Genomic DNA, 18,798 nt, shown 5'->3' with positions numbered 1-18,798 from the left:
GTTACTTGGGAACGACCACTTTTGAAGGCGATCGCCTCCCGCGAGGGAAGCGTCAAGACACGAGCAATACCAAACAGGGGGGCACCACCCTGTCGTTCGCGCGTATAAGCTCATACATGCCACAGGAGACCTCGTACCTTGATCGATCCGGTGATGAAGACCGCTTTGCCTCCGATTGCCGATACAGAGACCCGATTATTGCTGCTTGGAAGTATGCCTGGGGAGCGATCGCTGTTGGCTCGGGAATATTATGCCCATCCGACAAATGCCTTCTGGTGGCTTATGGGAGAAGTGTTGAGCGAGACTGACCTGTGGAGCTTGCCCTATGCTGACCGAACAGCACGGCTGAAAGCTCACCATGTCGGACTTTGGGATGTCATCGCCAGCGCGCGGCGACAGGGAAGTCTCGACTCGGCAATACGGGATGCGACGCATCGCGATCTTATGGATTTCGCCGGCAAACTACCGCAGCTGAAGGCGATCGGTTTTAATGGTGGAACTGCATCAAGGTGGGGAAGGCGGCACTTTGAGGGGCGGGCCGCGTGCTGGGCGTTGATCGATCTTCCTTCTTCCAGCGCTGCTCATGCCGGCATGTCTCGTGCCGAGAAATTGACGGCGTGGCGTGTGGTCGAGCAATTTCTAAGCTAAGACGGCCGTCGGTTGTGATCATATTGCTACGCTGATTTAATACGCCAGCCTGGGATCGCCTTGCCCCGGCGCTGCGTGCGGCCCGGCCATCGTTTCCGCGCTGGCATCCGCCATCTCTTGATGCTCCCTGAAAAAGGCAAAGCGAATGCGTCTTTAGCAATCAGAATGGTTTATCTCGGTCGAAGGATCGTCTACGGGGGCGCCATGAAGATGCGTTTCGTCCTTGCTATGTTCGTGATGTCAGCATCACTGAACCTGTGGTGGGTGGTCAGGGATATTCACTGGCTGATGATCCCTGCGATGTTGGTGGGATGGTTTGTGGCGGATATGTTGTCAGGTCTGGTGCATATGTTCATGGACTATCACCCTTGTCCGCCGGGGCGGGGTTTGGATCGGTTGTATTTCTATACGGGATCGCGGGCGTCCCATGAATATCAGGTCATGCTTCGACGTGTCATGGCGAACGTCAATCCGTTTCAGCGCCTGGTTTACGACTTCAAGAATCACCATCCCCGGCCTCATGCCCTGGGACGGCGTACGATGATGCGGCAAATTGGATCGACGATTGTGGTAGGGGCGCTGCCCGTGTCGTTGGGGTTCAACCTGCTTTGCTTATTGTGGCCAGTGCCTTCCTGGATTGCTGCGGGAACCCTCTCGCTACTGATTGGCGGAACATTCGCGCAATATTTCCACGGCACTTTGCACCGTGCGGAGAACCCCTGGATTATCCGGTCCATGCGCCAGGTTGGCTTGTTGATGACGCCAGAGGCACACCAGCTTCACCATGACACGCTTCGTCGTGATTTCAGCACGAACTGTGGCTGGTCAAACCCGATGGTGAATATGATTTTTCGTTTTGCTTATATGCGGGGTTTTTTGCGGGATGAGGGGTTGGAACCGGTGGGGTGATGGCACTGATTAAACTGGGGCAACCTTTGACAGGCAATAGATTTTAGGAATTCAATTGGAAGCGTACCGTAATTCGCTCGGGGTGGCACTTTCTGTCTGGAAAGCATTGTTGCTACGGGAAGCGCTCGCCCGGCTTTTTGCCAGTCGGGCCGCATGGTTTTGGCTGATTGCCGAACCAGTCCTCCACATGACGATATTGGGCCTTTTATATGCGGTGGTCCGTCAACGCACCGTGGGGGGCATCGATGCCCTTATATGGCTGGTGCTCGGGTTACAGGGTTTTTTCCTGTTCAGAAGAACAGGTACGCAAATGGCTGGCGCTATAGATTCGAACCGCGCCCTGTTTTCCTATCGCCAGGTCAAGCCCACTGACACCGTGTTGATGCGAGGTGTTCTGGAAGGTGTGTTGATGGTGATGGTCATCTTGGTGATCGTATCAGGATTGATTTTGCTCGGACACGACGTCATGCCGGCTGACCCTATAGCGGTGCTTGGCGCTTTTTTTGGGCTTTGGTTACTTGGTGTCGCTCTGGGGTTAAATGTGTCTGTACTGTCTGAGCTGGCTCCTGAATTCCGTCAGATTGTCAACATGGTAATGATGCCGCTTTATTTCATATCGGGGGTGCTTTTTCCAATTGGCAGCGTACCTGAGCCTTACCGGGACTGGCTCTTGATTAACCCCATTGTGCATGGGCTGGACGGAGCAAGAGAAGGCTTCGCACCCTATTATCATTCAGCCCCAGGCGTCAGCCTTTCCTATCTTTATGCTTGTGCTCTGGTGGGTATTTTCGTGGGGCTTATTCTGCATCGCCGATATGCCGTTTATATGGTGACCAAATGATAATCGTCGACGATCTTCATAAGCGGTATCGTACTGATCACGGGCCGGGCAAATGGATATTGGAAGGGATTAGCTTTACAATCCCGCCGAAACTCAATGTCGGTCTGGTGGGACGCAATGGTGCTGGGAAATCGACTTTGTTGAGTATTATCGGTGGCGTCGATCAGCCATCGAAGGGGACGGTTGAACGGCATTGCCGGGTATCATGGCCTATGGGCTTTGGTGGCGGATTACAAGGTTCCTTGACCGGACGGCAAAATACGAAATTTGTCTGCCGTATTCATGGACAAGGACACCTCATTCCTGAGAAAATCGACTTCGTGCAAGATTTTGCAGAAATCGGAGAAGCCTTCGATGACCCGGTCAAAACCTATTCGTCAGGCATGAAGGCCCGTCTTCAGTTTGCACTATCACTTGCCTTCGACTTCGATGTCTATATTTCCGATGAAATCACATCGGTCGGGGATGCCGAGTTCAGGAAAAAAACGGGGAAAGCCTTTTCAGATCTGGTCGGAAAATCGAGTATCATCATGGTATCGCATGGGGAGGGCACTCTTCTGGAATTTTGCGAAGCTGGCATCTGGATCCATGAGGGCAAGGCCTATTGGTTCGACAAAATTGCAGATGCACTGAAGGCATATAAGAGTAGCTTATCCTTATGAAGCACGAAATATTTGAATTGCAATTTACGGATTTGACGGCACGCAGCTCCCGTTGGGTAAAGCGCGATATATGGCCGCTTACCAAGAGCAATCCCATCTTGGCGGCAGCCATAATCTTGTCATTGCTGGCAGCAGTATATTGGTTGTTTATCGCATCCGATCGCTATGTTTCAGAAGCGCATGTGATCATTCAACGCACGGAACTTACCGGTGGGAGTGCGACCGATTTTGCAGGGATATTGACTGGCGGATCGACCGCCAATCGTGGAGATCAGTTGATCCTCAGGGATTATCTTCGGTCCGTCGATATGGTCAAGAAACTGGATGTCGACCTTAATCTTCGGGATCATTTTTCCTCTGGTTCCATTGATCCATTGTCACGAATGGAATCCAATCCATCGATTGAGAAATTGCACGAATATTATCTCTCTCGTGTCAGCATAGAATATGATGATTATGCGGGCGTTATGATTATCAAGGCCGAAGGCTTCGATCCGCAAACTGCGCAGGCCATCACGAAGACGCTCGTGCGCGAAGGCGAGCGCTTCATGAATGAAATGGCGCATAGTCTGGCGCGTGATCAGGTGAATTTTTTGGAGGCGCAGGTCTCTCAAATGGCCGCGCGTGCTATGAATGCCCGCCGCGCGGTGCTGGCCTATCAGAACCGAAACGGCCTGGTGTCGCCGGAAGCGACAACAGAGACAATCAGTGCTATCGTCGCCAAACTTGAGGCGCAGCGCACGGAGTTGCAAACCAAGCTGAGTGCTTTGCAATCCTATCTGGTATCCGATCATCCCAATATCGTGGAAACCGAGCAGCAGATTGATGCGGTCAACCGGCAAATTGACGAGGAAAGAGCAAAGCTGACCTCTCCCAATGGCAAGACGCTGAACAGCAAATTGGAAGAATTTCAGCGCCTGGAAATGCAGGCGCAATTCACTCAGGATGTATACAAAACCGCACTGACCGCCCTGGAAAAAGGACGGGTGGAAGAAACACGGCAGATCAAGAAAATATCGGTCGTACAGGCGCCTTCCATGCCTGAACATGCCGAAAAGCCGCGCCGGATCTATAACAGCATCCTCTATGTCATTGTCGCCATGCTGATCGCCGGAATGGCGCATTTGCTTCTTGCGATTGTCAAAGATCACAGGGATTAATATTGATGTTTCCCAAATACCTGTTGGCTATTTTTGCCTTCGCAATCGCGTTCGTCTATTCGCCTGTAGCTCTGGCCCAGAGCAATGACCAGTTCGATGTTCTTAAATCCGTGATTGGCCCTAGCGCTGGTCAAAGATCCGAAGACACTGACATGGGCGCATCGTCCCGCGATCACGACCGGGGTGCTGTGGTAGATAAGCCTGCCCCTATGGTGGAACCTGAAAAGCCCCAGAACCTCGATTATTCCGCTAATCTGAAAAGCGATGTTTTTGGGGCAAATCTGTTCACTGGAGCCTTTGCCCGCCAGGCAGCGGCACAGTATAATCCCAATTATGTCATCAGCGTCGGGGACAGCATTCGAGTGCGACTATGGGGCGCATTTGAGTTTCAGGCATCCTTAACCGTCGATCCGCAAGGCAATGTGTTTTTGCCGAACGTTGGTCCGATCCGCCTCCTTGGCGTTCGAAACAAGGACCTGCAGTCTACAGTGGATAGCGCAATAAGCCGCGTTTTCCGGTCCAACGTATTTTCTTATGCCAGCCTTGCGGAGGCTCAGCCTGTGCGGGTTTATGTCGGCGGTTTCGTTCGTCGACCGGGTGCGTATGCCGGTACCAGCATGGACAGCATCCTGAACTATCTCGATCAGGCGGGCGGTATAGACCCCGATCGAGGCACCTTCCTGCGTATAGAAATAAAGCGGGGAACCGCAGTTCGTGCGACTATGAACCTGTATGATTTTCTGCTTAACGGCGAAATTCCTCAGGTTCAGCTCGCTGATGGAGATGTGATTTTTGTAGGGCCGCGAGAAAGCACCATTTTGGTTAGCGGCCTTGTGGAAAATGCCAAACGATTTGAGTTTTCAGGCGAGGCCAAGCCACTTGCTGATCTGATTGCATTTGCAAAGCCGATGGCAATGGCGACACATGTCCGGGTCGTGCGCAACACTGGCGTGACCAAGAATGTGGAATATTACCCGCTGTCGGAAGCGCCGAATGTCGTCCTGAAAAATGGTGACGAACTGGCATTTACGGCCGACAAGAAATTGGGGACGATTACCGTCAGAGTCGAGGGTGAACATGAAAGCCCCCAGGAATATGTGCTGCCATATGGCTCGCACCTTGGTGACCTGCTTGGGAAAATAGAATATTCCAATCGCTCGGACCGTAACAACATTCAACTCTTCCGGGAAAGCGTCAGGGAGCGTCAGCGCAAATTGCTGGAAGTGTCCTTGAGATCATTGGAAACGGCCGCTCTAAACGCACGCTCGGGCACCAGTGATGAGGCGCTGTTGCGTAAGCAAGAGGCGGATCTCATCCTCCGCTGGATTGACCGTGCGCGGAAAATAGAGCCCAATGGCCAGGTCGTTATCTCTCAATCTGCCGATCTGGGCGATTTGTTACTGGAGAATGGCGATATTCTCCGCGTTCCGATCAAGGATGGCCTTGTGCTCGTCAGCGGTGAGGTCTTGTTCCCCAATGCGGTCGCATTCGACAGAAACATGACAGTTGGCGATTATATCAATCGCGCGGGTGGATATACGAACAACGCGGACGCAACGCGCATTATTGTAGCTCGTCCGGACGGCAGTTTCGCTCAAGCAAAACGCAATGCGCGTGTGCTGGAGTTCAGTGGTCAAAAATCGCCGATTAACCAGGGTGACGAAATTCTGGTTCTGCCGAAGATCGATGTGAAATCGCGTCAGATTTTCAAGGATATGACGCAGATCATCTACCAGATCGCGGTGAGTGCAGGGGTTGTATTAGGGCTTTGAGGGATGGAGGCGTGAGGCCTGAAGGAACATACTTCAGGCTTCACGCTTCAAACAAGCATAAGTCGATGAAACAATTATCTCCGCGATAGCCACGCATTGGCCAGAATGCGGATTTTGCGCCATTGCCGCCTCATATAGCCCAAACGCAATGTATCGAGTTTGCCACTGTTTTCGAGGGCACCACGCTCTTCGATAATCCGATGCAGAACGGCTTCGCAACTGGTATAGCCCTTCAGCGTCCAGTCCCAGTAAATGGGGTAGCGGAATAACACGCCGACGATCAGCTGCTCCAATGTCAGACCTCGTTTGCGCCGTTTGAAGGCGAGACCATCCGATACTTTATCATCGGTCAGGCCCCAGCCGGCATAAAATGGCTGGCCATAAGTGACCACATGCTTGCCATGGAGCAGGGCATCAAATCCAGTGAGGGAGGTCATGGTATGCACTTCATCACATGCTTCGATGCAGCTTATGACCGAAAGGTTGGTTTCAATATGATCGGCCCACTCCAGGGACTGAGCAAGCTCCAGCTTTCCAGTGCGGTTGCCGGACATGACATCGGGGTGGGGCTTGTACACGATGAACGCATCGGGGCGAGCGCTTCGGACGGCTTTCAGCAAGTCCAGATTGGTGCATATGTCGGTGCAGCCAAACCGGATGGAGGCATCGTCTTCCACCTGACCAGGCACCAATATCGCGGACTGGCCATCAACCTGCCATTGCGCCTTTGCCCGAGGCTCAAGATTATATTTGGTAATGCCGTGTTCGACAATGAATTCACGTGCTTCACGCGCGCGCGCCAACTCTTCCTCTGAAAAGGCGGCGTCATTGAGAATGTCTTCAAGATCGGATGGCTGGCGCGGATCGAAATATATGCCACGTCTGTCCAGTACGAGGGCTTGCGGCCGGATGAGGTCCGATCCAAGTCCCACGGATCGAATGAAGCCGTCTTCCATCCGCATGGTTCCCGCGCCGCATTGTACGGCGAGAGCCGTAACGCCAGATGGCGCTTCACAGCCCCACCAGACAAGATAGTCATCGGGGCCGGGATTGAGTTTCATCGCCGCCTGGACGTCCGGCACGAACAATGTTCTGCCAGGATTCAGAGATAACATCGGCGCCAGATTGGCTTGCTTCCACCGCCGGTAACCGACACAGATCATCCGTCCTTTGTCGGACAGGCCGTGCAAGCGCTGATCAGTCTCTCGCTGCCGGATTAGCCAGTCGATGACGTCGAATATCGTGCCGCGCTGATGTGTTACCGGGTCGAGATAGCGGAGGTAATGGAAATATCCCGCCGCAAACAGCTCATCGACTGATCGGCGCACGGTTCGGCGTGGACAAGCCATACGATCATCCGTTGCGCCCCAGCCAGCATACCAGGGCATTCCAAAACAGGTCACCTGCTTGCCAGCAAGCAATGCTTCAAAGCCCAGAGTGGACGTTACCACATACACCCGGTCCATATGTTCGATAAGGCTTAACGGATTGATGGCGGAACGCAGGACTACCGTTCGATCATCATCGCAGATCGCGTTGTAATGCCCGCTCTTGCGACCGGAACTGACTTCGGGATGGGTTTTTACATAGATTGTGGCGTCGGGATTTTCAGCGCGTGCCGCCGCCAGCATCTCGGCGAAACTTTCCTCCCGCGCCGCGCCCAGAGAGATACTAAGATCGCCCAAAGTCTGATCCACCACCAGCACGCGTTGGCGATCAGTGGTGCGTAATAAGGCAGTATCCATATTTGGGGCATGATTATATTTGCTTAGCGCATGTTTCAGAACCATGCGCTTGGCGACCTCGACCTGTTCTGAAAAGCCGTTGAGGAGGCCCGCTTCGGAATTCAGCAGATTTTCCAACGCGCTGGGCCGTGTACTGTCATAATAGATGCCAGCATCATCGACCACGAGAGAGAGTGGCGGAAACAGGTCGCCCGTGCCGAAGGAGCGCAGAAAGCCGTCTTCCAGGTTCAGCAGTGGCAAGTGATGCTTGCGCGCCAATGCTGCGGCGCGGCGACCTGACGGCTTCATGCCCCAACCGGCGATTTTATGAGCCTGCGATATGGCGGATGGGCTTGCAAACCGGACGCCCGTTTCCAGCAATGCAGCGAGAAGAGGAATGCGCAGGATGCCGCGAGACGTTAGAACAATCATGAATTCCCATGTCTCCTGGCTGTTGCCCCGTTCCCAACCGTCATGCGTTCTATCCAGCCGTGCGCGTAATAGCGAGTGTATGAAGGAGCGCCTTTGCAGAAAGCGCACCCATGGTTCAACCTGAAAAAGGGGTGAAGTGTTTGACCCGCCTCCGCTGTTCACATACTGGCGTTGCGGTCCGTGACTGAAAGGGACATGACTGAATGAGCGTCGTTATCATTATTCCGGCACGCTATGCCTCATCCCGCTTTCCGGGGAAGCCGTTGGTCGAACTCACGGGTTCTGATGGCATTCCAAAAACATTGATTCAGCGCACCTGGGAAACGGCAACATCTGTTTCCGGCATCAGTGACATCTTCGTGGCGACCGACGACGATCGCATCGCCGCCAAGGTTCATGAATTCGGCGGCAAGGTCATCATGACCAGTGAAACCTGCGCCAACGGAACGGAGCGTTGTGCCGAAGCGCTGGACAGCCTTGATCGCGTACCTGACCTGATTGTGAATCTGCAGGGGGATGCCCCCCTTACCCCGCCCTGGTTTCTTGAAGACCTCATCGAAGCCATGTCTGCCCGGTCTGATATGTCTGTGGCCACGCCGGTTCTGCGATGCGATCATCAGACCTATAGCCATTTCAAGGATGACCGCGCCGCAGGCCGGGTTGGCGGAACGACAGCCGTTTTCGCCCGCGACGGCAGTGCCCTGTATTTTTCAAAGGAAGTCCTGCCTTACCTTCCAGAAGGGAAAGATGTGGAACCGCTTCCCGTCTTTCATCATGTCGGCGTTTATGCCTATCGTCCGGCAGCGCTTGGCCGATATTCGGGGTGGACAGAAGGCCCGCTGGAGGCCAATGAAGGCCTTGAACAGCTTCGTTTCCTGGAAAATGGTGAAGCCATTCTCTGCGTGGAGGTGGATGCAAGGGGGCGGCTCTTCTGGGAACTCAATAATCCCGTGGATGTTGCGCGAATTGAAGAAGTACTTTAGGGAAATGGCGGAAAACGCAGCAAACAAACATGTCCGGGTAGGGGATATCAGTATCGGCAACGATCTGTCGCTCGTCCTCATCGCCGGACCATGCCAGATTGAAACGCTTGACCATGCGCTGATGATGGCGGACCGGATTGCGACGGCCAGCGCCGCGGCCGGCATTCGTTTCATCTACAAGTCCAGCTTTGATAAGGCAAACCGCTCTTCGTACAATACCTCGCGAGGCGTGGGCATGGAAAAGGGGTTGGAGATACTGGCGGCCGTCAAGGATCGCTTCGGCTGTCCCGTGCTGACCGATGTGCATGAGGCATCCCATTGCGCTCGCGCGGCGCAGGTGGTGGACGTGCTGCAAATCCCCGCTTTCCTCTGCCGTCAAACGGACCTGCTGCTCGCAGCCGGAGAGACTGGCGCGGCCGTCAATGTGAAGAAGGGCCAGTTCCTTGCGCCCTGGGATATGGGCAATGTCGCAAACAAGATCGCGTCCACCGGCAACGAACGGATCATGCTGTGCGAACGCGGGACCAGCTTTGGCTATAACACGCTGGTCACGGATTTCCGTTCGCTGCCTATCATGGCAGAGACCGGCTATCCGGTCGTGTTCGACGCGACCCACAGCGTGCAGCAACCCGGCGGCAAGGGCACGAGCAGCGGCGGCGAGCGCCGCTTCGTACCGATGCTGGCACGGGCCGCGGTGGCCGTAGGCTGCGCGGCGGTGTTCATCGAAACGCACGAAGACCCGGACAACGCGCCATCGGATGGCCCGAACATGGTGCCGGTGACGGAGTTGGAGGCTGTGTTAAATGACATCAGTTCAATCGCAAACGGCTTTTCGGTCTAGTGTGCAAAAAAATGGGGATAAAATTTGATGTGGCCAATTATTTGGGAGATATTGTCAAACTCGTTTGGTGCAGTGCGGTTTAATGGTGTCGCTTCGCTAGACGTTTTAGTCGTGGACTATGCCGCCGTTGAGATTTTCGGATTGGCCGCGTGACTCAAACGATTAAATTTCCGAGAAAATACTGGATGCCGCAGGCCAATAATGGAGCCGCATTATGAACATCCCTGATTGCTGGGCGGATAGAGAGGGAAGGGCTGTTGGAACTGCTCCAGTTTCCATCATCATCCGCGCTTACAACGAGGAAGACCATATCGGGAAGCTTCTACGCGGCATAAAGGCACAACGCGTTCAGCCGCAGGAGGTTATTCTTGTGGATTCTGGTTCGACAGACGGCACTGTTCCCATTGCAGAACGCCATGGAGCGCGGGTTGTTCACATTGCCAAGGAGGATTTCACATTCGGGCGTGCGCTCAACATAGGATGTGAGGCGGCGCGTGGAGAAATGCTCGTCTTTGTGAGTGCGCATGTTTACCCTGTCTATGATACGTGGCTGGAGCGCCTCATTGAGCCGTTTACGAACCCGCGCGTTGTACTCTGTTATGGACGGCAGCAGGGCGGGGTTACGAACAAGTTTTCCGAGCATTGCCTCTTTGCGCGCTGGTTCCCTGGTGAGCGCGCTTCTCCGCAACAGGGCTATTTTTGCAACAACGCGAACTGTGCCGTTCGCCGTTCGGCTTGGGAAGCCCTGCGCTATGACGAGATGCTCACGGGCCTTGAAGATCTCGACTGGGCAAAACGCGCGCAATCCGGAGGCGGTTGGCTGGTCTATGAGCCGGAGGCAACTATCGCCCATGTTCACGATGAAACCTGGCTGCAAGTACGCAACCGCTACCGCCGCGAAGCCATGGCTCTGCGCCGGATTGACGCAGAGGCACATTTCTCTTTTCTTGATTTCCTTCGCCTGTTCGCCGCCAACATCGTCGTGGACGCCGCTGCGGCGATGAAGCAAAAGGCATTCGTCAGGGAATGGTTTTCAATCCTGCGGTTCCGTTTCAATCAGTTCTTTGGTGCCTGGCAGGGGCATAGGGACCCGTCAGAGGTTTCGCAGGAACTCAAGCAGCGCTTTTATTTTCCGGCGCGCACCCTTCACCATCCTCCAGCCGAGGCTCACGAAGCACGCAGGATCGACTACGCCCACGTTCATCCCCAAAAGACGGATGAACTGGCTTGATTCAATAAGGACATTCTGTGACCCAGCGAGAACGTAAACTTGTTGCCCTCATGCCCATGCGCCACAATTCCGAACGCATTCCGGGCAAGAATTATCGTGCCTTCGGAGATGGGCGGCCGCTGTTTCATCACATGGTCGATGTGATGCTTGCCTGTCCGGTCATTGAGAAGATCGTCATTGATACCGATTCGCCCGTTATCAAGACGCAGTGCGCGGAGAAATATCCGCAAGTGCTGGTGCTCGATCGCCCCGAACATCTCAAGGATGGCGCGACCCCAATGAACGATGTTCTGCTACGTGATATTCAAGAGGTGGAGTCACGCTTTTACCTGCAAACCCATTCCACCAATCCGCTGCTGAAGCCGGAAACGCTTGCTCGCGCCGTGGATACGTTCTTCAAGAACTATCCGGTCTATGACTCGCTGTTCAGCGTCACCCGCCAGCAGACGCGCTATTGGGATCCCTTGGGGCGGGCGATCAACCACAACCCCAATATTCTGTTGCGCACGCAGGACCTGCCGCCCGTCTATGAGGAAAACTCCTGCATATACATCTTCGAGCGGGAGACCTTGGTCACCAAGCATAACCGTATCGGCAACCGGCCATTTCTCTTTGAGATCGAACAGGTGGAAGCGCAGGACCTGGACGAGGAATTAGACTTCCAAATAGCCGATCTCATCTACAAACAAACACGCATGTGAGTGGGAAGTCATGCCAAGAGTTCTGATTACCTGTATGCATCTAGCGCGGCATTTCGAAGAGTTCCGCTCGCAATACGAGGTAGCTGGCGTGGAAGTAGTGATTCCACCGCTTGAGGGGCAGCAGTTTTCCGCTGCGGAGATGGCGCGGCATATCGTCGGCGTCGATATAGTTATTGCCGGGGATGACGACATCGGTGCTAGCGTCCTTGACGCCGGCAAGGCAAGCAGCCTTAAAGCCGTGATTAAATGGGGCATCGGAACGGACGGCATCGACAAGCCGCACGCGGCGCGGGTGGGTATTCCCGTCTACAACACGCCGGGCGTATTTGGCGAGGAAGTCGCCGATCTGGCGATAAGCCACCTCCTGATGCTCACCCGCAAGACGCACCTGATGGACCGCTCCGTGCGCACCGGCGGATGGTTGAAGGCCGAGGGCCGCACGCTTTCGGGATTGACCGCAGGGGTCATCGGGCTGGGATCGATCGGCCAGGCGATCGCCCGGCGTGCCGCAGCTTTTGGCATGGTGGTGGTGGGCTATGACGTGGCGAGAATCGAGAGTGCGGATCTTGACGCCATTGGTGCGACACAGGCACCGTTCGATGCGGTGCTGGAGCGCGCGGACGTGCTTTTCCTTGCCTGCGCCCTGATGCCGGAGAACCGCCATCTGATCGGCCGGGAGACGCTGGCCAGGGTCAAGCCGGGCGTCTTTATCATCAACGTCTCGCGAGGCCCGCTGGTGGACGAGGTCGCGCTGGCCCAAGCGCTTGCCGAAGGACGCGTTGCGGGGGCAGGGCTGGATGTTTTCGAGGAGGAACCCCTTCCGGAGAGCTCTCCTTTGCGCGGCTATGAAGACCGCTGCACTTTTTCCACCCATAATGGGTCCAACACGGTAGAGGCGGTGGCGCGCATCAACCAGATGACCACCGACATCGCCTTCGATGTGCTGGGGGTGAAGAAGGCAAGTTTTGTAGCAAATCGTGTGGTGTGAACCAATAGGAAGCAGATGGCGTGGGAAGAACAATGTTCAACAATGAACGCTCAATAATGAACAATGTAGCATTTGGGAAGAAGCCGTGAATCTGATTGTGAACTGTCAAAAGGTCGCCTTCAAGAGTGCTCTTGGCGTCCCCGGCGTGTTGGTAAACCTGTGTACGGCTCTTTCCGAAAAGCACAACTTGATCTTTGTCGTGAACAGGTTGGAAGATATTCAAAATAGTCCTTTGCGGGGGGTCATTGAACATGCCGCTCATGAGATCATCCTTGTGGATGCTGCGAAAAAACGCGCCAGCGCGTTCAAGCGTGAGGCCATTGAGTTGTTGCCGCATCATTTCCAGGGGCCTGATTTTTGTGATCGTTCCATATTGATCTGTCACGATCTGCACATTTACGATATTGCTTGGAAATACCCGAATGTCGAGGTGATGCGTGAGACTTTCAAACAGAACATGACGCGCGCCACCGCTGTCGTTACGCATTTTCCGCGCACCTATTACGCACTGGAGCGGATCGCGGGATTAACGCTCATGAATCTGTTCCTGACAGAGAGCCCGCTGATGTTCGACACCAGTGAGATAGCGGAATCTGGCCCGCATGCGTCGCCATATTCCGGCCAGTTTTGCGAGTTGCTTTATCCCGGCCAGCTTCAGGCGCACAAGAATCACGAAGGCTTGATGCGCGGCCTTCAGCGACTCAAGGAGCGAGGACGGACAGTGCGCATCCTGTGTCCCGGCTCGGATTTTACTCCCGATCTGACCGCTCATTTGAAGGCGTTGACTCGTCAATATGGTGTTGAACAGGAATTGACCTTTCCCGGCTATGTCTCGGATGGTGAGTTGATGGAGATGTACCGACACTGTCATGGCGTCATCGTGCCGAGCCTAGCCGAAGGCGGCGCTTATGTTCCGATGGAGGCCATCGCTGCGCGTAAGCCCGTGGCTGTCCACCAGATCGAGCAAGCCCGCATGCATGTTACGGCAATGGCCGGAAAAGTGATTTGGTTCGATGCGGCCGATACCGAGCAGACCGCAAACGCTATCGAACAACTTGCCGATGCCGATCACAAAGTGTGGTTCGACCGAAACGCATTAGCGCGTGAACGTATCCGGCAGATGACCTGGGACAGCGTCGCGGAAAAATGGAATATTCTTATCGACTGGCTCAGCGGGCGGCGTGAACGTCCGGTTCTAAGTGTGGGACGAGATGGGTGGGGGATCGTGTATCAGTAATTCGCGGAGTCAGAATATGAGTCTAGAAATGACAAGAGTGAGAAAATAATTATGACTGTAACACGTGATGAAGTCATCTGGTGTTATCGCACGATTCTGGAACGCGAACCAGAATCCGAAGATGCCATTCGAGAAAAAAGGAAGGCGCATAAAAATTTCTCTGCTCTTCGGGCTAGTTTTTTAATTTCAATGGAAGGACAACGTAAGCTGAAGGAGCATATACCCAATTTCCTGCCGCTGGGTTTGCCAGCGAACGAGATTGAATATGATGCCTCACCTGATCGTCTTTCCAGATTCTCCGCCACAATCAAGGCTGCGTGGACTCACCTGGGTCTTGTAAAACCGCATTTTGCCGTTTCGACGTCAAACAAGTATCTACCTGAGAATCTTTCTGAGAACATTGACAGCTTCTGGATCAGTGGCGAACGCATCGCAGCCATGCTTGAGAGAATGCTGAAACGTCATGGATTTGGTTCTTTAGAAACAAAAACGTGCATTGATTATGGTTGCGGTGCCGGTCGCGTCACTATGGGGTTAGCACCGCGATTCTCAAGAACCCATGCCTATGATATTTCGCCAAGCCTATTGCGCCTCGCTGAACAGCGTGCACAAGAACTTGAGGTGCGAGAAAAATGTAGCTTCCATCTTGTGAATGATTTGTTGGATACCTTCGAGGATTGTGATTTCTTTTTCTCACGCATCGTATTTCAGCATAACCCGCCCCCTATGATCGCCAAAATGATTGAAAATATGCTGAAGTCCCTCAAAATCGGCGGAATGGCCATATTCCAGGTGCCAACATATTCGATTGGCTATCGCTTCAGCATCGATGAATGGCTCGATCAAGATCACGCGCTGGACATGCAAATGCATTGTCTTCCACAACACGTCATATTCTCGCTCATCTCTAAAGAAAAATGTGAAATACTTGAGGTTCGGGAAGATGATAGTACGGGAAAAGCGGACAGGTGGATATCAAATACATTTGTCGTTCGAAGATTGAAATTTTAATATAATGTTTATTAAGAATTATATTACTATTTCCATATTATTTTTCCGATCGGTTATATTCCATAATATTGAAACAGTACACGAGGACGCGAATGATCAATGCAGTTAAGAACGTCATCTCACAGGCGCTGGGTAACAGTACAGAGGCGTCCTTACGCGATGGACTGGCAGTTGATGCACTTCGCAAAGAACTTTTTAAGCGGGAAGGGAGTTTCGCGAAGGCATCGTTCCTCCTTTCGCGGCTCTCCGGGCAGGAGGCCACGTCGCCCGAACGGGCGGTGGCGTTTCTTGGTCTGATGGATGACATTGACAACATCCTGGCGAGCCTGCCGCCAGAGGATCACGCTCGGCTCCAAGAGTGTGTCGATGCGGCCATGGGCAGGCTGAAGTCCAACGCCCTCATGGTAGCGCGCCTCGATGTGGATGGGAGCCTAGTCGATCAGGCGCTAATCGATGGCACATTCGTCAAAAGGGTTGTCGTCGCGCCAGCTGAGGACGAGGAGCGCGTTCTGGACGTTGCGCGGATCGAACTTCCAGCGGGCCGGTGCTATGCCCTGAGCACGGAATACACGTTCGATTGTGACGGTCAAGCGACACTGGAGGTCGTCGAGTGCGCCACGCAGAGCGTTCTTGCTGCGGCGCGTCTTGAGAACGGGCATAACCGGTTCGCGCATTTGAAGGCAACGCTTGCGCCGGGCATACAAAACGCCGTCGTCACCATTCGGATCAGAAATGCGTCCACCGAAGAGCCTGTTTTCTGGCATCAAACGGAGGTTTATGAAGAACAGGCGCCGGAAGGGAGTGTTTCAGCGCTAGCAGCCTTCTCTGAGGAATTAAAGAAACAGCGAACCATAAAGACACGATCGGTGTTTCAACCCGTGACCGGCGAGCCCCTTGACCTTGCGGACATCGACCGCATGAATGGCTTGCGGAACAAGTTTTCAGGGCAGCGCATTTTCATCATGGGCAATGGGCCAAGCCTGAATAACACACCGCTTGAACTGCTGAAAAACGAATATGTCTTTGGCCTCAATCGTGTTTCCTTGCTGTTCGACCGGATATCGTGGCGGCCGACCTTCTTCACCGCGTTCGATGTTCGCGTGGTGCCAGACAATAAGGAGGAATTCGCCAATCTCGATGTTCCCTACAAGTTCTTTTCGGCTAGGTACAAACAAATGATGGGGCTAAAAGACGCCCATTACTGGTATCATACGAAGGGATTTTATGAGGGGTTCGAGACCTGTTTCGAGCCGATGGTTGCCTATTCCGGATTTGGTGGCGGTGGCACGATCGCGATCATCGCAATAGAATTGGCGTATTTCATGGGTTTTCGAGAGATATACCTCATCGGAACCGATGTTTCTTATTCTGTGCCAAAGACGGTCGCTCAAAGCGGAAAAGATGTCTTTGGCGATGGCGTCAAGCTTGAACTTGAAAGCACCCAGGATGACGACGCCAATCATTTCGATCCGCGTTATTTCGGGAAGGGGAAGAAATGGCACAACCCCAATGTGAGAGATATGAAAATCGGCTTTGCCAGGGCAGCTTCTTATATTGAACAACGCGGCGGGATGCTGCGTAATGCAACGGTTGGTGGGCAGTTGGATGAGGTGCCGCGTGTGAATTTCGAAGCGTTGTTTTAAGAGGGCGGCATGAAGGTTTTATACGATATTACCACCCTGGCGAATATTCATTGCGCGCCAAACACCCGTCCGACGGGGATATTTAAGCATACCGAGGCGATGGGGCTGGCTCTGGCGGCCATAGACGATATTAAACTGCGCCTTTCAACCATTCCCTCCCAGCATGGCAAAGCCTTACGTTATCTCCAGGAAACAGGGCGTTTTGGCCTGGAGCGGTTTGTTTTCTCTCCCCAGACCGACCATGAGGTGGGGGCTCGTTTGATGTCCGGGGTCTTGGATGCATCTTTAAAGAACGGGGCGCTTCAATCGCTGGTCAGAACCTATCATTCTCAGAACTATGCACCCTCACACATTTACAATCATGGGGAGTTCGATATTTACCATGTGAACTGGCGCGGGGAAAACATTCTACCGTCCGATAGTTACCCAAGCGTCGTTTTGACGGTATATGATGTCATCGCCCTGAAAAACCCTGAATGGTTTGTAAAGGAAAACCAGCCAAACGCCATCGGAGATTATCTGACGGGTCTCTTGAACTCGGTGCGGTCGCATCATCATGTCACGGTGAGCACACAATGTGTCAAGAATGACCTACTTGAGTTGTTTGCGCATATTTCGCCGGAGCAGGTTCATGTCACGCCGCTTGGCGTTTCGCCCATGTTCGAACGATGCGGTGATCCGCTGGCCATGCAATCAGTGAGGAAGAGGTACGGAATTCCTGAGGGTGCCCGGTACATTCTTTGCGTGAATACCTTAGAGCCACGCAAAAACATGGAGACTGTCATTGACGCCTATTCCCTTCTTCAAGCGGAGGGGAAAGCCGATGATCTCTGCCTGGTGCTGGCCGGTTCGAGCGGTTGGCTCTCTGAACATATCAAAGCGATAGCGGACAAACTCGACAACGGGGACACGTCCAGAATATTAGTAACGGGTTATGTCGAGGATGAGGATTTGCCCGTTCTTTACTCTGGCGCATCCGTATTTTGCTATCCTTCATATGATGAAGGATTCGGGCTTCCGGTTCTGGAAGCCATGAAATGTGGTACACTGGTCATCACATCCAACTGCCCGGCATTGCGGGAGGTGTCCGCAGATGGCGCCTTGCATGTCGAACCGACTGACAGCCTCGCTCTTGCGGAAGCTATCCATGGTGTATTGACTGAAACGGCACAGGCGGAGTCCCTGAGGCAACGTGGGCAAGCCCGTGCGCAAACCTTCACCTGGGAGCGAAGCGCGCAGGCCATGCATGAGGTCTATCGCCAAGCGCAACGCCCCAAGTATGGAGCAACACACACCCTGAGCGCAGAAAATCCGCTGCCTGTGGATACGCGTGTTCTGTGCGAAACGAAACTACTAGAACAAGACGTTCAGCGTCTACAAGAGTTGAAGAATAAATATCGGGGAAACGAAATATTCATTGTCAGCGGTTCTCCAGATGTTCAGAATATTCCGTCAAATCATTTGAAAGATAAATATACTTTTGCAATCGATGGATTCAGGCGTATTTATAACTATATTTACTGGAAACCAAATTTTTACATGACGACCGACTGGCACGAAAACCCGGAGCTTGCCCGTGAAATAAACGGCTTGACCGGATCTACGTTTTTCTTTGAAGAGAAATGTCGTGAAATTCTACGTGGTGGTCCGGATGTCTATTTTTATACAACTGTCCATACGAATTCCGGTACCTCTTTGGCGAATCCCGCATCCTTCGATGTTTCGGCCGGGTTATTCGAAGAAGGCCATGCGTTACCTATGGCGATGCAACTCGTATTTCATATGGGATTTGATCCTGTCTATCTGGTTGGTTGCGGCCTTGAAATACAGAAATATTCTCAGACGCACAGGAAATTCAAGGATCGGATCATGAAGGCTGGAAAACAAGTTTTCGAGGTAACGACAGGCGACTCAGCGGAAATATATTCGCCTTGTGATCTAAGGCGTGTGGACATTTAAGGGATTCCTTTTTCCGCGCGGATCGGATTCAAGACTGGCGAAGGGAGCGCCATCTT

At 53.3% G+C, this 18,798-nt stretch carries 16 protein-coding genes; 15 read left to right on the top strand and 1 reads right to left on the bottom strand.

Annotated elements, in window-relative coordinates; genetic code table 11:
- The first annotated feature begins 138 nt into the window (after nt 1–138).
- From L3X40_RS16550 to L3X40_RS16525, 6 genes are all read left to right on the top strand, one after another.
- A complete protein-coding gene (locus tag L3X40_RS16550) occupies nt 139–648 on the top strand; it encodes a DNA-deoxyinosine glycosylase (protein WP_338331151.1) in 510 nt (169 codons plus the stop codon).
- Nucleotides 649–723: 75 nt separating this feature from the next.
- Entirely contained in the window at nt 724–1,557 is an 834-nt protein-coding gene (locus L3X40_RS16545) for a fatty acid desaturase family protein (protein WP_237366585.1), read from the top strand.
- Nucleotides 1,558–1,612: 55 nt separating this feature from the next.
- A complete protein-coding gene (locus tag L3X40_RS16540; RefSeq protein WP_237366584.1) occupies nt 1,613–2,398 on the top strand; it encodes an ABC transporter permease in 786 nt (261 codons plus the stop codon).
- Nucleotides 2,395–3,060, top strand: coding sequence for an ABC transporter ATP-binding protein (locus L3X40_RS16535; RefSeq protein ID WP_237366583.1), 666 nt, complete (start codon nt 2,395–2,397; stop codon nt 3,058–3,060). Before L3X40_RS16540 ends, L3X40_RS16535 begins: the two co-directional genes overlap by 4 nt.
- Entirely contained in the window at nt 3,057–4,220 is a 1,164-nt protein-coding gene (locus L3X40_RS16530; RefSeq protein WP_237366582.1) for a hypothetical protein, read from the top strand. Before L3X40_RS16535 ends, L3X40_RS16530 begins: the two co-directional genes overlap by 4 nt.
- Nucleotides 4,221–4,225: 5 nt before the next feature.
- The gene (locus tag L3X40_RS16525; RefSeq protein ID WP_237366592.1) at nt 4,226–5,992 is read left to right on the top strand and encodes a polysaccharide biosynthesis/export family protein; all 1,767 of its coding nucleotides are present in this window, start codon (nt 4,226–4,228) and stop codon (nt 5,990–5,992) included.
- A gap of 74 nt (nt 5,993–6,066) precedes the next feature.
- Here the strand turns inward: L3X40_RS16525 and L3X40_RS16520 are convergent, their stop codons facing one another.
- The gene (locus L3X40_RS16520) at nt 6,067–8,148 is read right to left on the bottom strand and encodes a capsular polysaccharide biosynthesis protein (protein ID WP_237366581.1); all 2,082 of its coding nucleotides are present in this window, start codon (nt 8,146–8,148) and stop codon (nt 6,067–6,069) included.
- 203 nt (nt 8,149–8,351) lie between these two features.
- On the opposite strand from L3X40_RS16520, the gene L3X40_RS16515 reads away from it, so the two are divergent.
- The 9 genes from L3X40_RS16515 (at nt 8,352) to L3X40_RS16475 (ending at nt 18,742) form a co-directional block, all read left to right on the top strand.
- On the top strand, nt 8,352–9,131 hold the full coding sequence (locus L3X40_RS16515) for a 3-deoxy-manno-octulosonate cytidylyltransferase (protein ID WP_237366580.1): 780 nt from the start codon (nt 8,352–8,354) through the stop codon (nt 9,129–9,131).
- A gap of 4 nt (nt 9,132–9,135) precedes the next feature.
- Nucleotides 9,136–9,972 (top strand): 3-deoxy-8-phosphooctulonate synthase, encoded by an 837-nt coding sequence (gene kdsA / locus L3X40_RS16510; RefSeq protein WP_237366579.1) that lies wholly within the window; start codon nt 9,136–9,138, stop codon nt 9,970–9,972.
- Nucleotides 9,973–10,186: 214 nt separating this feature from the next.
- The gene (locus L3X40_RS16505) at nt 10,187–11,203 is read left to right on the top strand and encodes a glycosyltransferase (protein WP_237366578.1); all 1,017 of its coding nucleotides are present in this window, start codon (nt 10,187–10,189) and stop codon (nt 11,201–11,203) included.
- 17 nt (nt 11,204–11,220) lie between these two features.
- On the top strand, nt 11,221–11,904 hold the full coding sequence (locus L3X40_RS16500) for an acylneuraminate cytidylyltransferase family protein (RefSeq protein WP_237366577.1): 684 nt from the start codon (nt 11,221–11,223) through the stop codon (nt 11,902–11,904).
- Nucleotides 11,905–11,992: 88 nt separating this feature from the next.
- A complete protein-coding gene (locus L3X40_RS16495) occupies nt 11,993–12,892 on the top strand; it encodes an NAD(P)-dependent oxidoreductase (protein ID WP_237366576.1) in 900 nt (299 codons plus the stop codon).
- An 85-nt stretch (nt 12,893–12,977) separates the two neighbouring features.
- Entirely contained in the window at nt 12,978–14,129 is a 1,152-nt protein-coding gene (locus L3X40_RS16490; RefSeq protein ID WP_237366575.1) for a glycosyltransferase, read from the top strand.
- A 51-nt stretch (nt 14,130–14,180) separates the two neighbouring features.
- A complete protein-coding gene (locus L3X40_RS16485; protein ID WP_237366574.1) occupies nt 14,181–15,140 on the top strand; it encodes a class I SAM-dependent methyltransferase in 960 nt (319 codons plus the stop codon).
- A gap of 92 nt (nt 15,141–15,232) precedes the next feature.
- Nucleotides 15,233–16,783 carry a 6-hydroxymethylpterin diphosphokinase MptE-like protein gene (locus L3X40_RS16480; protein WP_237366573.1) on the top strand — a complete coding sequence of 517 codons (1,551 nt, stop codon included), beginning with the start codon at nt 15,233–15,235 and terminating at the stop codon, nt 16,781–16,783.
- A 9-nt stretch (nt 16,784–16,792) separates the two neighbouring features.
- On the top strand, nt 16,793–18,742 hold the full coding sequence (locus L3X40_RS16475) for a glycosyltransferase (protein WP_237366572.1): 1,950 nt from the start codon (nt 16,793–16,795) through the stop codon (nt 18,740–18,742).
- The last annotated feature ends 56 nt before the right edge of the window (nt 18,743–18,798 follow it).

Source organism: Rhizorhapis sp. SPR117, from assembly GCF_021742065.1.
Note: the sequence above shows the minus strand (reverse complement) of the source record. Positions and strands in the feature narration are given on the sequence as shown.

What these genes read in the sequence shown, in the direction of transcription:
- L3X40_RS16535 (WP_237366583.1), top strand. Translation starts at nt 2,395, where the DNA reads ATGATAATCGTCGACGATCTTCATAAGCGGTATCGTACTGATCACGGG.
- L3X40_RS16530 (WP_237366582.1), top strand. Translation starts at nt 3,057, where the DNA reads ATGAAGCACGAAATATTTGAATTGCAATTTACGGATTTGACGGCACGC.
- L3X40_RS16525 (WP_237366592.1), top strand. Translation starts at nt 4,226, where the DNA reads ATGTTTCCCAAATACCTGTTGGCTATTTTTGCCTTCGCAATCGCGTTC.
- L3X40_RS16520 (WP_237366581.1), bottom strand. Translation starts at nt 8,148, where the DNA reads ATGATTGTTCTAACGTCTCGCGGCATCCTGCGCATTCCTCTTCTCGCT.
- L3X40_RS16515 (WP_237366580.1), top strand. Translation starts at nt 8,352, where the DNA reads ATGAGCGTCGTTATCATTATTCCGGCACGCTATGCCTCATCCCGCTTT.
- kdsA (WP_237366579.1), top strand. Translation starts at nt 9,136, where the DNA reads ATGGCGGAAAACGCAGCAAACAAACATGTCCGGGTAGGGGATATCAGT.
- L3X40_RS16505 (WP_237366578.1), top strand. Translation starts at nt 10,187, where the DNA reads ATGAACATCCCTGATTGCTGGGCGGATAGAGAGGGAAGGGCTGTTGGA.
- L3X40_RS16485 (WP_237366574.1), top strand. Translation starts at nt 14,181, where the DNA reads ATGACTGTAACACGTGATGAAGTCATCTGGTGTTATCGCACGATTCTG.
- L3X40_RS16480 (WP_237366573.1), top strand. Translation starts at nt 15,233, where the DNA reads ATGATCAATGCAGTTAAGAACGTCATCTCACAGGCGCTGGGTAACAGT.
- L3X40_RS16475 (WP_237366572.1), top strand. Translation starts at nt 16,793, where the DNA reads ATGAAGGTTTTATACGATATTACCACCCTGGCGAATATTCATTGCGCG.